The sequence below is a fragment of the Mycobacterium sp. NGS27 genome, from assembly GCF_059813005.1.
Genome location: NZ_JCALDT010000007.1, coordinates 1 through 14,035, shown reverse-complemented (window position 1 = coordinate 14,035; position 14,035 = coordinate 1). Strand labels below are relative to the sequence as shown.

The following is a 14,035-nucleotide window of genomic DNA, read 5'->3' as shown; positions in this document are numbered from 1 at the left end:
GCGACGGACCTAGACGACCGCGCTGTCGGGTTCGGCGAAGCCGGGCACCAGCTCTTCGGACAGCGCCTTGATCGCCACGTGGGCGTCGAGCTGGCACAAGATCGCGGCCACCGACATGATCACCCGCATCGGAATGACCAGTTTGGGCGGCAAGTCCATCTGGCGGGCAGTGCGGATCTGGGATACCGAGCGATCGATCTCGATGGTGGACATCTTCTGCAGCCACTTGCGGGTGTAGTGGAAGACCTCGACCTCGACCGGCTCGACGTACTGACGCAGCATGTCGTCGATGTCACGCACCGACACCTGTTGGCCTTTCTGGATGAAGCCGGCCTTCTCCATCGTCGGCAACAGCATGTCGTAGTTCTTGTCACGGGCCAGCCGGATGGTCATGCCGAGCTCGATCGGCAACCCGCCGGGTAGCGGCGCGACGGCGCCGAAGTCGATCACACCCATGCGGCCGTCGGGAAGCAGCATGAAGTTGCCGGGGTGGGCGTCGCCGTGCAGCATCTCCAGCCGGCGCGGTGCGTCGAAGGTGAGCTCGAGCAGGCGCGTGCCCATCAAGTCGCGCTGCTCGGTGGTGCCGTGCCGGATGATCTCGGCCATCGGGGTGCCCTGCATCCACTCTTGGATCACCACTTTCGGCGCGCTGGCCACGATGCGCGGCACCGCGAAGTGCGGGTGGTCGTGATACGCCTTGGCAAACGCGCGCTGGTTCTCGGCCTCCAGCCGGTAGTCCAGCTCCATCTCGGTGCGCTCGATGAGCTCGTCGACCACGCCCTGGATGTCGGCACCCGGCGCGAGCTGCTTGAACACCCCGACCAGACGCTGCATGGTCTTGAGGTCGGCGCGCAGTGCCTCGTCGGCGCCGGGGTACTGGATCTTGACCGCCACCTCGCGGCCGTCCGCCCAGACGCCCTTATGGACCTGGCCGATGCTGGCCGAGGCCACCGGGGTGTCGTCGAACGTGGTGAATCGCTCGCGCCACTTGGTGCCCAGCTGGGCATCGAGCACGCGGTGCACCTTGGCGGCGGGCAGCGGCGGGGCGTCCTTTTGCAGCTTGGTCAGCGCTTCGCGGTACGGCTCGCCGAACTCCTCGGGAATCGCGGCCTCCATCACCGACAGGGCCTGGCCCACCTTCATCGCGCCGCCCTTCAGCTCACCAAGCACGGTGAACAGTTGGTGGGCGGCTTTCTCCAGAAGCTCGGCCTGAACCTCGTCCCTGGACTTTCCCGTCAGCCGTTTACCGAATCCGATCGCTGCCCGGCCGGCGAATCCGACCGGAATGCTGGCCAGCTTCGCGTTCCGCGCGGCACGGCCCCTTTTGATGTCTGCCACGCATCCATCATCCATGATGACCAGCGCGATGTGGAGAGACGTCGACAACACCCGTTGTCACACTTCGTAAGCGCAGGTCGGCGCGGCGGGCGGTCCTCGCTGGCTGGCCACGAGGCCAAGCGCCGCAACGGAAATGGCGCTTCAGCAGGAGCACAACGGATGTCTGGCCCACGGTCGCGTGGCGATCGCGCCGGAGTGCAGATCGAATTCGAGAGTCGCATTGAGCGTTTGGGGCGGGCCGGCCTCGGCCGTTTCCTGCCCGTGCACTGCCGCGATCACGCGGTTCACCTGGCTGAGCGCCAGCGCGGCGGTCGCCAGCACGGTGGCCCGATCGGCAACACCGACGGTTTCGCGCAACTGCGCGCAGATGGCCGGCCACGCCGCGTCGCGGTCCCGGCGATGCAGGTCCGCGCACCCGAGGCAGCTGGTCACGCCCGGTATCACCAGCGGACCCACCAGCCCGATGCCGTCGCGCACCCGCACCAACAGATGCGCGACGCCCTGGGTGTGCAGGTCGCGCACCATGCGCGGGTCGGCGACCAGGAAGTCCGACAGCACCACCAGGTCGACGTCGTCGGCCGAGACGGCGGCGTGCGGCTGGCTGCTGTGCGCGATCCGGGCGCCCGAGCAGCGCAAGGTCTCCACCAGCAGCTCGGAGAGGGGCCCGCGACCGTGGATCCGCACCGACGCCGCCCGGGCGCGGGGTCGCCCGCATTCGGTGGCGACGCCGGCGCCGACCAGCTGCTCGACGAGGCTGCGCAGACCGTCGGCGTCGGTCAGCCCGCGGTCGAGGGCGCGGCGCTCCAACTCCGATAGCGGGGTCGGCGACCACATCGTCCGCAACAGCGTGGCCAGCTCGGCGGCGGCAAGGCCGGCCGGCGGGCGGACCAGCACCGCGCGGCGCGGGTCCCAACCCACCTGGACCGCACCGTCGGGACGCAGCAGCACCGGCAAAGCGGGATCCAGCGCATAGGTGGAAAGGACGGCCTGGCACCGCGAAGTCACCGCGCAACTGTGCCACGCCGGGCGTCGCGAGTCCGCTCAGTTATCCACAGAGCCGCCGTCGGCACCCGGGCCGTCGGGGCCCTGGCCCTCGCGCTCGAGTTTGGCGATGGCCTCGTCGATTCCGCTGGTGTCGCCGCCGATGATTCGATCGATGAAGCCCGCCGGCTCGTCGAGGTCGTCGGCGTCGGGCAGCAGGTCGGGGTGTTGCCAGATGCCGTCGCGGGTGTCGACCCCGGCGGCCTCCGTCAGCCGCTCCCAGAACGCGGCGGCCTCACGCATCTTGCGCGGCCGCAGCTCCAGGCCGACCAGCGTCGCGAAGGTCTGCTCGGCGGGTCCGCTGCTGGCCCTGCGGCGGCGCATCGTTTCGCCCAGCGCGGCCGCCCCGGGAATCCGGTCGCCCAGCGCGGCGGCCACCACCACCTGCACCCAGCCCTCGATCAGGGCTAGCAATGTTTCCAGACGTTCCAGTGCCTGTGTCTGCGCCGGCGTCGCCTTGGGCTCGAAAACGCCCTGCCCAAGCAGGTTTTCGATCGCTCCCGGGTCCGCCAGTGACGCCGGATTGAAGTCTCGCGCCAGCTCTTCGATGCCGGACATGTCGATTTCCATGCCCATCGCGTACGCCTCGACGGCACCGAGCAGTTGGCTCGACAGCCACGGCACGTGACTGAACAGCCGGTGGTGGGCGGCCTCACGCGCCGCCAGAAACGTCAGGATCTCGCTGCGCGGCCGCTCCAGCCCGGTGGCGAACGACTCGACGGCGTCGGGCATCACCGCCGCAATTCCCTTGGGCCCCAACGGCAAACCGATGTCGGTCGATGTCAACACCTCGCGGGACAGTCGGCCCAGCGCCTGCCCGAGCTGCGACCCGAACGCCATCCCGCCCATCTGCGACATCATCTGCATGAGCGGGCCGGCCATGCTCTTGGCCTCTTCGGGCAGCGACGCCGCCCACACCGTCGAAATCTGTTGTGCCATCGGGTCGCACAGCCGCTTCCACGTCTGCAACGTGTTGTCGACCCAGTCGCCGGGGGTCCAGCCCAGCGCCTTGGTGGTGCCCGCGGGCAGCGCCGTGGCCCCGTCCAGCCAGGTCTCGGCCAGCCGCACCGCGTCGGCGATCGCCGAGTTGGTGGTGTCCGGAACCGGCGCCACAAAGCCGATCGAATTCGTCGCGACGCGCCGCGCCAGTTCGTAATTGACCGGGCCCGAGCCGGTTCCACCGGGTCCGACATTGCCCGCGCTGCTGAACATCTGACCCAGTTGGGTGAAGATCTGCCCCAGGTCGCCCATGTCGAATTCACCGCTCATGCCGAAGGCGGCGAACGGGTCGGACGGGTTCGAGCCCGAATCGGGATCTTTTTTCCCGTGTTTGTCGGGGTCGTCTCCGGAGGAGAAGCCGAAAGGCAGGTCAGCCATACCCCCAACGGTACTCACCACAAGGTCGGACGGCGCGACCTCGGGTCAGCTTGTAGCTGAACCCGGTAGAACGTTGTGGCTGAACACCGCGCCGCAGCCGCCGTCTAGTGTGATCGGCGTGAACAGGCGCATCCTGACCTTGGTGGTCGCGCTGGTGCCGATCCTGGTGTTCGGTGTGTTGCTGGCGGTGGTGACGGTGCCGTTCGTGTCGCTGGGGCCCGGGCCCACCTTCGACACGCTCGGCGAGGTCGACGGCAAGCAGGTGGTGGCGATCGAGGGCACCCAGACGCACCCGACAACCGGCCACCTCAACATGACCACGGTGTCCCAGCGCGACGACCTGACACTGGGCGAGGCACTGACGCTGTGGCTTTCGGACACCGAGCAGCTGGTGCCGCGCGACCTCATCTATCCGCCGGGCAAGTCGCGCGAAGACGTCGACAAGGCCAACAACGCGGACTTCAAGCAATCCGAGGACAGCGCCGCCTATGCCGCCCTGGGCTACCTCAAGTACCCGGCGGCGGTGACGGTCGCCAAGGTCCCCGAACCGGGACCCTCGGCGGGCAAGCTCAAGACCGGTGACGCCATCGACGCGGTCAACGGCGTGCCGGTGGCCACGGTCGACGAGTTCACGGGACTGCTCAAGAACACCAAGCCGGGCCAGGTGGTGACGATCGACTATCGCCGCAAGAACGAGCCGGCCGGGGTGGCACAGATCACGCTGGGTGCCAACAAGGACCGCGACTACGGCTTTCTGGGCGTCGCGGTGCTCGACGCCCCATGGGCGCCGTTCACCGTGAACTTCAACTTGGCCAACGTGGGTGGGCCGTCCGCCGGACTGATGTTCAGCCTGGCGGTGGTCGACAAGTTGACCACCGGGGACCTCGCCAAGTCGAACTTCATCGCGGGCACCGGGACCATTTCGTCCGACGGCAAGGTCGGCCAGATCGGCGGCATCACCCACAAGATGGTCGCCGCGCACGCCGCCGGGGCCACGGTGTTCCTGGTGCCGGCGAAGAACTGCTATGAGGCCAGCTCGGACAATCCGTCCGGCCTGCGGCTGGTCAAGGTCGACACACTCGGCCAGGCAGTGGATGCGCTGCACGCGATCGGGTCGGGCGGGCAGCCGCCAAGCTGCTAGCGAACCTTGATGGTCCCGGGTAGTGCCATGCGTAGAGTTGTCACCGTCTAGCCATCGATCAGGGAGCGTAGCCAGTGGGGATGCGGCCCACCGCACGGATGCCGAAGCTGACTCGGCGCAGCCGGATTCTGATCCTTATCGCACTGGGTGTGATCGCTCTGCTGCTGGCGGGCCCCCGGCTGATCGACGCTTACGTCGACTGGCTGTGGTTCGGCGAGCTCGGCTACCGCTCGGTGTTCTCCACCGTGCTGGTCACCCGGTTCGTGGTCTTCTTGGTTGCGGGTCTGCTGGTGGGCGGCATCGTGTTCGCCGGACTGGCGGTGGCGTACCGCACGCGGCCGGTGTTCGTGCCGAGCAACGACAACGATCCGGTGGCGCGCTACCGCGCCCTGGTGCTGTCCCGGCTGCGACTGGTGAGCGCCGGAATCCCGGTGGCGATCGGCCTGCTCGCCGGCATCATCGCGCAAAGCTATTGGGTGCGAATTCAGCTGTTCTTGCACGGCGGCGACTTCGGCATCAAGGACCCGCAGTTCGGCAAGGATCTCGGCTTCTACGCCTTCGAGCTGCCGTTCTACCGGTTGCTGCTGTCCTACCTGTTCGTCGCGGTGTTCCTGGCCTTCATCGCCAACTTGTTGGCCCACTACATCTTTGGCGGCATCCGGCTGTCCGGTCGGACGGGTGCGCTGAGCCGTTCGGCGCGGATCCAGCTGGTCACTTTGGTCGGGCTATTGGTCGTGCTCAAGGCGATCGCCTACTGGCTGGACCGCTATGAGTTGTTGTCCCACACCCGCGGTGGCAAGCCCTTCACCGGCGCCGGGTACACGGACATCAATGCGGTGCTGCCGGCGAAGCTGATCCTGATGGCGATCGCGCTCATCTGCGCGGCCGCGGTGTTCTCCGCGATTGTGCTCAAGGACTTGCGAATCCCGGCGATCGGGCTCGTCCTGTTGCTGCTGTCCTCGCTGATCGTGGGCGCGGGGTGGCCGCTGATCGTCGAACAGATCAGCGTCAAACCCAATGCCGCGCAAAAGGAAAGCGAATACATCAGCCGCAGCATCGCCGCGACGCGGCAGGCCTATGGCCTGACCTCCGACCAGGTCACCTACCGCAACTACACCGGCGACGCTCAGGCCGCCGCCCAGCAGGTCGCCGACGACCGCGCGACCACGTCCAACATCCGGCTGCTGGACCCGACGATCGTCAGTCCAGCGTTCACCCAGTTCCAGCAGGGCAAGAACTTTTACTACTTCCCCGACCAGCTCTCCATCGACCGGTACGTCGACCGCAACGGCGCGTTGCGTGACTACGTGGTGGCGGCCCGCGAACTCAACCCCGACCGGCTGATCGAGAACCAGCGCGACTGGATCAACCGGCACAGCGTCTACACCCACGGCAACGGGTTCATCGCCTCACCGGCCAACACGGTGCGCGGCGTCGCCAACGATCCCAACCAAAACGGCGGTTACCCCGAATTCCTGGTCAACGTCGTCGGCGCCAACGGCGGTGTGGTGTCCGACGGCCCGGCCCAACTCGACCAGCCGCGCGTCTACTTCGGGCCGGTCATCTCCAATACCTCGGCCGACTACGCGATCGTCGGGCGCAACGGCAACGACCGCGAATACGACTACGAGACCAACAACGAAACCAAGAACTACACCTACACCGGGCTCGGCGGAGTCCCGCTCGGCGACTGGTTGTCGCGCAGCGTGTTCGCCGCGAAGTTCGCCGAGCGAAACTTCTTGTTTTCCAACGTGATCGGCTCGAACAGCAAGATCCTGTTCAACCGTGACCCGGCGCGGCGGGTGGAGGCGGTGGCGCCGTGGCTGACCACGGACAGCGCGGTGTACCCGGCGATCGTCAACAAGCGACTGGTGTGGATCATCGACGGCTACACCACGCTGGACAACTACCCGTATTCCGAACTCACGTCGCTGGAGTCGGCGACCGCGGACTCCAACGAGGTCGCGTTCAACAGGCTCGCACCCGACAAGCGGGTCTCCTACATCCGCAACTCGGTGAAGGCGACGGTCGACGCCTACGACGGCACTGTCACGCTGTACCAGCAGGACGAACAGGACCCGGTGCTCAAGGCCTGGATGCGGGTGTTCCCGGGGACCGTGAAGCCCAAGAGCAACATCACCCCGGAGCTGGCCGAGCACCTGCGCTATCCCGAGGACCTGTTCAAGGTGCAGCGGATGCTGCTGGCGAAGTATCACGTCAACGATCCGGTGACGTTCTTCTCCACCTCGGATTTCTGGGATGTGCCGCTGGACCCGAACCCGACGGCCAGCAGCTACCAGCCGCCATACTACATCGTCGCGAAAAACATTGCGAAGAACGACAATACGGCGTCGTATCAGCTGACCAGCGCGATGAACAGGTTCAAGCGCGACTACCTGGCCGCCTACATCAGCGCCAGCTCCGATCCCGCGACCTACGGCAGGATCACCGTGCTGACCATCCCGGGACAGGTCAACGGGCCGAAGCTGGCCAACAACGCGATCACCACCGATCCGGCGGTGTCCCAGGACCTCGGCGTGATCGGGCGTGACAACCAGAACCGGATCCGGTGGGGCAATCTGCTCACGTTGCCGGTGGGGCAGGGCGGCTTGCTCTACGTCGAGCCCGTATATGCCTCGCCGGGTGCCAGCGACGCGGCGTCGTCGTACCCGCGGCTGATCCGGGTGGCGATGATGTACAACGACAAGATCGGCTACGGACCCACCGTGCGCGACGCCCTGACCGGGCTGTTCGGTCCGGGCGCGGGTGCCGCCGCGACCAGCATCCAGCCCACCGAAGCCGGGACACCGGCCGCGAGTCCGCCGCCCAGCGCGCCGGCGCCGGTTGCCGCGCCCGGGTCACCACCCCCGGTCGCAGCACCCCCGGTGCCCGACGGATCGGTGACGCTGTCGCCCGCCAAATCCGCTGCGCTGCAAGAGATTCAGGCGGCGATCGGCGAGGCAAAGGACGCGCAGAAGAAGGGCGATTTCGCCGGTTACGGTGCGGCGCTGCAGCGGTTGGACGACGCGATCACCAAATACAACAACGCCAAGTAGGTCGGCCGTGCGGCGTCGAGCGACGCTGTGACCGTGCGGAGTCGACGAATTCACCCGTAGTGCCAGCCATTTCGCCTATGGGCGGGCTTCGGCTGCCGAAACTCGCCAAGCCCCAGTGACGCTTCGGTGGCGTCGGGGTCAGCGTGTGTCGCATCTTGTGGGAAAGATGGCGCAAATAGTGACGATCGAATATCCCACCGACCCGCAAACTGGCTATCGGGATCACCCAACGAGACGACATCTTCCAACGCGGTCGACGGACACCCTCGCGCCCCAAGATTGTCGATAACAGGTTCGAGAGGAAACACGGGGTAGTCATGGGGAATGGCGCACATGATGTCGGTGGGATGGCGGGGCTCGGACCCGTGCCGATGGAGACCCCTGCGCCGGTTCGCCACGCCGTGTGGGAGCGTCGGACGCTCGGCGCGACCGTCTCGGCCGTCGTCACGGGGATGCTGATCCCCCCGACGCATCGAGCGGCCATCGAAGCGCTGCACCCGGTCGCGTACCTGTCGATGAGCTACGCCGAACTGTGGCTTTATGCACTCGAGAGGTGTGCCGTATCGGCCGGCGTCCTCACGGACGAGGAGATCGAAGCGCGCGTGGCCGATGCGCTTTCGAATCCCGACGCGCCGCTGCCGCAAGATCGCAACGCGGAGATCCTCGAGAGGGTCAGGGCCCTTGTCGCCCAAGGCGCCCCGCTCGGGCCCGAGCAGCTCGTGCAGCCGCCTCGTTTCGCTGCCGGTGACATCGTGCGCGCCAAGCGCATCGAATCACCCGCGTCGGGCCGTCGCCACACGCGCATACCCGGATACGCACAGGGATGCACGGGAGTCGTCGAGATGGTCCACCGGCCAATGATTCTCGAGGACACGCTGGTGGCGTCGGGCGAAATCCACTTTGAGTACGTCTATGCGGTGCGGTTGCCCGCGTGCAACGTGTGGCCGGACGTCACCGGGCGTGACGCGATCGTCGTCGACTTGTGGGAGAGCTATCTCGAGGACCACGCGCCCAGCGGTGCCGAATTGCAGGAGGAGAACCCATGAGCCCTACCGATCCGTCCTATCTCGCGTTGCGCATGAAGGCCGTTGAGTCATTGCTGATCGAAAAGGGGATGGTCAGCGCCGAGGCGATCGACGAGATCACCAACGCTTACGAGCACGACATCGGGCCGCTGCGCGGCGCCGCCGTGGTGGCCCGTGCGTGGGTCGATGAGGACTACAGGCGGCGGCTGCTGGACGATGCGCCCGCCGCCGTCGCCGAACTGGGCATCGCCGGCTTCGGGGCCGAGGTCCTCGTCGTCGTGGAGAACACGGCGCAGGTGCACAACGTGGTTGTGTGCACCTTGTGCTCCTGCTACCCGTGGGCGCTGCTCGGACTGCCTCCGAGCTGGTACAAGACGCCCCAATACCGTGCCCGCATCGTGCGCTGGCCGCGCGAGGTGCTTGGCGAGTTCGGCCTGACGATGCCCGACGACACCGAGATCCGGATCTGGGATTCCAGCTCCGATGCCCGCTACCTGGTGCTACCGCAGCGTCCCGCCGGGACCGACGGCATGTCCGAGCGGGAGCTCGCGGCGCTCGTCACGCGCGACGCGATGATCGGCACCGGCATCGTCTCGAGCCCAGCCGCGTGAACGCCGCCACCGATATTCTCGGGGCCGACGCGACGGGCCTGGGCGCGCTGCCACGTCGCAACGGCGAGCTGGTGTTCGACGCGCCATGGGAATGCCGGGCATTCGGTGCCGCTGTGGCGATGGCGCAGGCCGGGGTTTACCCGTTCGACGACATGCGCGATCTGCTCATCGAGGAGATCAGCCGGTGGGAGCGCGCGCGTGATACTGCAGATGGCACCTGGAACTACTACGAGCGCTGGCTGGCGGCGCTCGAACGGCTGCTGGCGCGCCGCGGTGTGCTCGATTCCACGGAGATCGAAGAGCGCATGCGCACCATAGCGCTGCAGGACACTGACGAACACGACCACGACTGACCGGTGCCGGCCCGCGATCACTGATTCAGGTGCATGCCGCGTCGGGTGGTGCCGCGCTGCAGCGACTCGAAGACGGGACGGTCAAGCGCAACAACACCCAAATAGCTTCTCAGGCATAGGCCGTGCGGAACCTGTCCCGGTAGGCCTTCGGGCTGATCCCGAGATGGTTGACGAACACCCGTCGCAGCGTTTCGATGCTGCCGAAGCCGGCCATGCCCGCGGTCTCGGTGACCGAGCGGCCGGATTCCAGCGCATTGCGGGCGACATCGATCCGAACCAATTCGACGTAGCGCGCCGGGCTCATCCCGAGCTCGGATTGGAAGAGACGGGTCAACTGGCGGGTGCTCAAAGACGCCAGCGCCGCAAGCTTTTTCACGCTGTAGTCCGCGCCCGGGTCGGCCGCGATCGCGTCGGTGACCGGACGCAACGACGACTCCGGCGGGGGGTCGGCCTCGAGCAACACCGAGAATTGCGATTGGCCGCCGGCGCGTTTGAGGTAGACGACCAGCCACCGAGCCACGTCGCGGACCAGTTCTGTCCCGTAATCCATTTCGACCAACGCCAGCGCCAGGTCGATGCCCGACGAGATGCCCGCGGAGGTGAAGATGTCGCCGTCGCGGACGAAGATCGCGTCCGGCTCGACGGTGACATCGGGAAACGCTCGGCCCAGCAGCCGGGTGTCGTGCCAGTGGGTGGTGGCGCGCCGGCCGCTGAGCACGCCGGCCTGCGCGAGGATGAACGACCCCGTGCAGATGGACGCCAGACGACGGGTCCGTGTTGACACCGATCGGACGGCCTCGACCAGGGCGGGTTCGATGGGTCGCCCCGGCAGGTCGTCGCTGCCCGCGACCATGACGGTATCGGCGGACTCGATCGCCGAAATGCTGTCGGTCACGCCCAATCGGGCCCCGATCGAGCTGGTCACATCGCACCCGTCCACCGACGCGATCTTGAGTCGGTAGTCGGCGCCGAAGCGGTTGGCCTCGGCGAACACCTCACCCGCCCCCGCGACGTCCAACAGCGTCACCCCGTCGAAAACGACGATCACCACGACCCGTGTTTTGGCTGCAGCCACGCACGCCATTGTGTCGCGTTCTGTGGAGAGGACGGCCAGAACGGCCGGGGTCGGATTGTCCGGGCGGCCGCACACTCATAACCAACCCAGAAGGAGACAACATGACCACCAGCTCAATGGACACCATCGCCGGCATCCACGTACCCGACAGCTCGCTGGCCCGCGAGGCGACCGAGTTCATCCGCGACACCGAGGACGAGTTGCTCTTCAACCATTCCCGCCGCGTGTTCTTCTTCGGCGCGCTGCAGGGCATGCGTCGCGGACTGCAGCCGAACCCGGAACTGCTCTACGTCGCGGCGATGTTTCACGACCTCGGCCTGACCGAGCGCTACCGCGACTCGCAGGTCCGCTTCGAGGTCGACGGCGCCGACGCGGCACGGGACTTCCTGATCAACCATGGCGTCGACGAGGCCGAGGCCGCCAAGGTGTGGCTCGGCATCGCCTTGCACACCACCCCCGGCGTGCCCGAGTTCATGGCCCCCGAGGTCGCCCTGCTGCAGGCCGGCGTGGAAGTCGACGTCGTCGGCGTCGGGCGCGAGGAGTTGGCTCCGGAGGCGCTGGCCGCGGTGACCGCCGCGCACCCGCGCCCACAGTTCAAGCAGCGCATCCTGGCGGCGTTCAACGACGGCATGAAGCACCGGCCGCGGACCACCGACGGCACCATGAACGCCGACGTGCTTGCGCACTTCGATCCCGCCTTCGAGCGCGTCGACTTCGTCGACCACATCCTGCACAACAGCTGGCCGGAGTAGCGCAGGCATTGCAGCGCAAGAACATTCGGAGAAGGGTGAGTCAGATGACCGAACCGAACGACATCGGGGTCACCGTGGTGCAGCCGGGGGAGGGCGAAGTCGTCACGCTCCCCGGCTTCGGGGCGGTGTTCAAGATATCCGGCAAGACCAACGGTGGCGAGGTGTCCATCGTCGAGCATCCGTTCGCGGTCGGCCTGCTCACCGCGGCACACCGGCACACCCGGGAGGACGAGCATTCGATCGTCCTGGCCGGCGAGATCGGCTTCCGCTCCGACGACAGCGAGGTGGTCCTGGGTCCCGGTGGTTACATCACCAAGCCCCGCGGCCAGATGCATGCGATGTGGAACGCCGGCAGCGAGCCGGGCCGCATTGTCGAGATCATCACCCCGGGCGGATTCGAGAACTATTTCCGCGAGCTCGGCGAGCTGCTCATCGAGCACGCCGACGACCCGGCGACCGAGCCGCTGCACCAGTTGCCCGAGTTCGGCGAGCTCGCCGATAAATACGGGCTCACGTACGGGTCGCCGGAGTGGATGGACGACATCGCGCAGCGGTACGGGCTGAACCCGCCGTCGCACTGATCTGAGCCCTGTCCATTACGCGCCGAGATTGCCATGACGGCTGTAATCACCGCGTGAAGTACGACCGCGGCGGCAATCTCGGCGCGGGGATGGCCGCTGAGCGCGCGATTTGGCCGCCGTGACACGCGTTCGGTAACCTGGCATTCACCAACGCGGGGTGGAGCAGCTCGGTAGCTCGCTGGGCTCATAACCCAGAGGTCGCAGGTTCGAATCCTGTCCCCGCTACCAGGTAAAACGGCCCCCGGAGATTCTCCGGGGGCCGTTTTCACGCCTAACGGGGCAGCACGGCCTCGATGGCGCTGATGACCTCGGGGGCATCGGGCTCGGTGCGGGGCCGGAACCGGTGCACCACCTCACCGCCGGGGGCGAGCAAAAACTTCTCGAAGTTCCACTGGATGTCTCCGGCCTGGCCGTCGGCGTCGGCGGTCTTGGTCAGCTCGGCGTACAGCGGGTGACGGTCGTCGCCATTGACATCGGTCTTCGCCAGCAGCGGGAACGTCACTCCGTAGGTGGTCGAGCAGAACTCCTGGATCTCGTCGGCCGTGCCCGGCTCCTGGCCCATGAATTGGTTGCAGGGGACCCCGACGACCGTCAGGCCCCGCTCGCCGTAGTCCTTGGCCAGCTTCTCCAGCGCCGTGTATTGGGGAGTCAGCCCGCATTTGGAGGCCACGTTGACGACCAGCGTTGCGCCGTCGGACAATTCGGCCAGCGTGGTCTGCCGGCCGTCGAGGGTGGTCAGGGCGATGTCGTTGAGGGTCACACCGACGACGCTAACGCACCTCAGAGCCAGCCGGTGCGGGCGGCGGCGACCGGCTCGGCGGGGGCCGGGGCCAATTCGCCGTTGCGCACGCCCTCGAGCAACCGTTTCACCGCGGCGACGATCTCCGGGGCCGCCGCCGCGAGCCCGGTGGTGTCGGCTTCGCTGACCTCATCGGCGTCGACGCCGGCGCGGGCCAGGATGGCGGCCGGGTCGGCCAGCTGCTCGGTCAGCCAGGTCAGCGGGTCGGCGGACAGCTCGGGGACGAAGTGCCGGCTGCTGGGTTCCCAGCCGTCGAAACGCGGGTGGTGATGGGCCCGGTCCAGCGTCCCGGGCGGGCTCTCCGTGGACCCGAAAAGATCCACCCGCCACACCGGGCGGGTGAAGGCGATCGGAACGCCGGCGTAGATCGAGCCTTGGGGGGCGGCCCGGTCGACGAGGCGCAGTTCGAGTCTGACCCCGCGCTCCGGGGTCTCCTGACCCTCGAGCGGGGATGGGTCGATGAAGTACATGTCCCCGACGACCACGCCCAGGGATTCGAATCCGAACGCTGCGAGCATCGCGCACCTTTCCTTGTCCTTCTCGAGCGTAGCCCTGGCGTCTGCACCCGGGGCGTCCGTCGGATATGTGAACGACCGTTCGCGCATGTGGGGCCGGCGCGGTACATTTCACTGGTCTTCGTTAAGTTGGAGCCCCCGGCAATGGTTGGGGTCGCTCGCCGCAGCGCGCGGATGCTGCGGCGCGGACGTAAGGGGCAGCAACGGTCTTGTCGACAGATTCAGGTCCGGGCTCACCCGTACAGATCAACTCACAAAGGACTCCGCCGTACAAGTTGATCGCCGTCGCCATGATGGTGGTGTGCGCGCTGATTTTAGCGTTGGTGTACGGGCAATTCCGCGGTGCATTCACCGAGAAGACGCAGGTGACG

At 67.1% G+C, this 14,035-nt stretch carries 13 protein-coding genes and 1 tRNA gene; 8 read left to right on the top strand and 6 right to left on the bottom strand.

Features of this window, described 5'->3' with window-relative positions:
* Positions 1-9: 9 nt before the first annotated feature.
* The 3 genes from AC5Y30_RS19105 to AC5Y30_RS19095 all read right to left on the bottom strand — a co-directional run bounded on the left by AC5Y30_RS19105 (position 10) and on the right by AC5Y30_RS19095 (position 3,774).
* Complete coding sequence (locus AC5Y30_RS19105; protein ID WP_499920718.1) at positions 10-1,353, bottom strand: macrolide-binding ATPase MABP-1; 1,344 nt, start codon at positions 1,351-1,353, stop codon at positions 10-12.
* A gap of 126 nt (positions 1,354-1,479) precedes the next feature.
* On the bottom strand, positions 1,480-2,343 hold the full coding sequence (locus tag AC5Y30_RS19100) for a cyclodehydratase (RefSeq protein ID WP_499920253.1): 864 nt from the start codon (positions 2,341-2,343) through the stop codon (positions 1,480-1,482).
* 36 nt (positions 2,344-2,379) lie between these two features.
* Positions 2,380-3,774, bottom strand: a complete 1,395-nt coding sequence (locus AC5Y30_RS19095) for a zinc-dependent metalloprotease (protein ID WP_499920252.1) — start codon at positions 3,772-3,774, stop codon at positions 2,380-2,382.
* 100 nt (positions 3,775-3,874) lie between these two features.
* Here AC5Y30_RS19095 and AC5Y30_RS19090 point away from each other — a divergent pair, with 100 nt between their 5' ends.
* From AC5Y30_RS19090 to AC5Y30_RS19070, 5 genes are all read left to right on the top strand, one after another.
* A complete protein-coding gene (locus AC5Y30_RS19090; protein ID WP_499920251.1) occupies positions 3,875-4,897 on the top strand; it encodes a YlbL family protein in 1,023 nt (340 codons plus the stop codon).
* 74 nt (positions 4,898-4,971) lie between these two features.
* On the top strand, positions 4,972-7,953 hold the full coding sequence (locus AC5Y30_RS19085; RefSeq protein ID WP_499920250.1) for a UPF0182 family protein: 2,982 nt from the start codon (positions 4,972-4,974) through the stop codon (positions 7,951-7,953).
* Positions 7,954-8,270: 317 nt separating this feature from the next.
* A complete protein-coding gene (gene nthB, locus AC5Y30_RS19080) occupies positions 8,271-8,999 on the top strand; it encodes a nitrile hydratase subunit beta (RefSeq protein WP_499920249.1) in 729 nt (242 codons plus the stop codon).
* The gene (gene nthA / locus AC5Y30_RS19075) at positions 8,996-9,589 is read left to right on the top strand and encodes a nitrile hydratase subunit alpha (protein WP_499920248.1); all 594 of its coding nucleotides are present in this window, start codon (positions 8,996-8,998) and stop codon (positions 9,587-9,589) included. Before nthB ends, nthA begins: the two co-directional genes overlap by 4 nt.
* Positions 9,586-9,942, top strand: a complete 357-nt coding sequence (locus AC5Y30_RS19070) for a nitrile hydratase accessory protein (protein ID WP_499920247.1) — start codon at positions 9,586-9,588, stop codon at positions 9,940-9,942. Before nthA ends, AC5Y30_RS19070 begins: the two co-directional genes overlap by 4 nt.
* Positions 9,943-10,051: 109 nt before the next feature.
* Here the strand turns inward: AC5Y30_RS19070 and AC5Y30_RS19065 are convergent, their stop codons facing one another.
* Complete coding sequence (locus AC5Y30_RS19065) at positions 10,052-11,026, bottom strand: GlxA family transcriptional regulator (RefSeq protein ID WP_499920246.1); 975 nt, start codon at positions 11,024-11,026, stop codon at positions 10,052-10,054.
* Between the two features lie 92 nt (positions 11,027-11,118).
* Here AC5Y30_RS19065 and AC5Y30_RS19060 point away from each other — a divergent pair, with 92 nt between their 5' ends.
* The 3 genes from AC5Y30_RS19060 (at position 11,119) to AC5Y30_RS19050 (ending at position 12,578) form a co-directional block, all read left to right on the top strand.
* Positions 11,119-11,769, top strand: coding sequence for an HD domain-containing protein (locus AC5Y30_RS19060; protein WP_499920245.1), 651 nt, complete (start codon positions 11,119-11,121; stop codon positions 11,767-11,769).
* Positions 11,770-11,813: 44 nt separating this feature from the next.
* Positions 11,814-12,350 (top strand): cupin domain-containing protein, encoded by a 537-nt coding sequence (locus AC5Y30_RS19055; RefSeq protein ID WP_499920244.1) that lies wholly within the window; start codon positions 11,814-11,816, stop codon positions 12,348-12,350.
* Between the two features lie 151 nt (positions 12,351-12,501).
* Positions 12,502-12,578: transfer RNA gene (locus AC5Y30_RS19050), tRNA-Met, on the top strand.
* Positions 12,579-12,621: 43 nt separating this feature from the next.
* Here the strand turns inward: AC5Y30_RS19050 and AC5Y30_RS19045 are convergent.
* Together AC5Y30_RS19045 and AC5Y30_RS19040 are read right to left on the bottom strand one after the other, a co-directional pair.
* A complete protein-coding gene (locus AC5Y30_RS19045; RefSeq protein ID WP_499920243.1) occupies positions 12,622-13,110 on the bottom strand; it encodes a glutathione peroxidase in 489 nt (162 codons plus the stop codon).
* A 20-nt stretch (positions 13,111-13,130) separates the two neighbouring features.
* Complete coding sequence (locus AC5Y30_RS19040) at positions 13,131-13,667, bottom strand: hypothetical protein (RefSeq protein ID WP_499920242.1); 537 nt, start codon at positions 13,665-13,667, stop codon at positions 13,131-13,133.
* Positions 13,668-14,035: the final 368 nt, after the last annotated feature.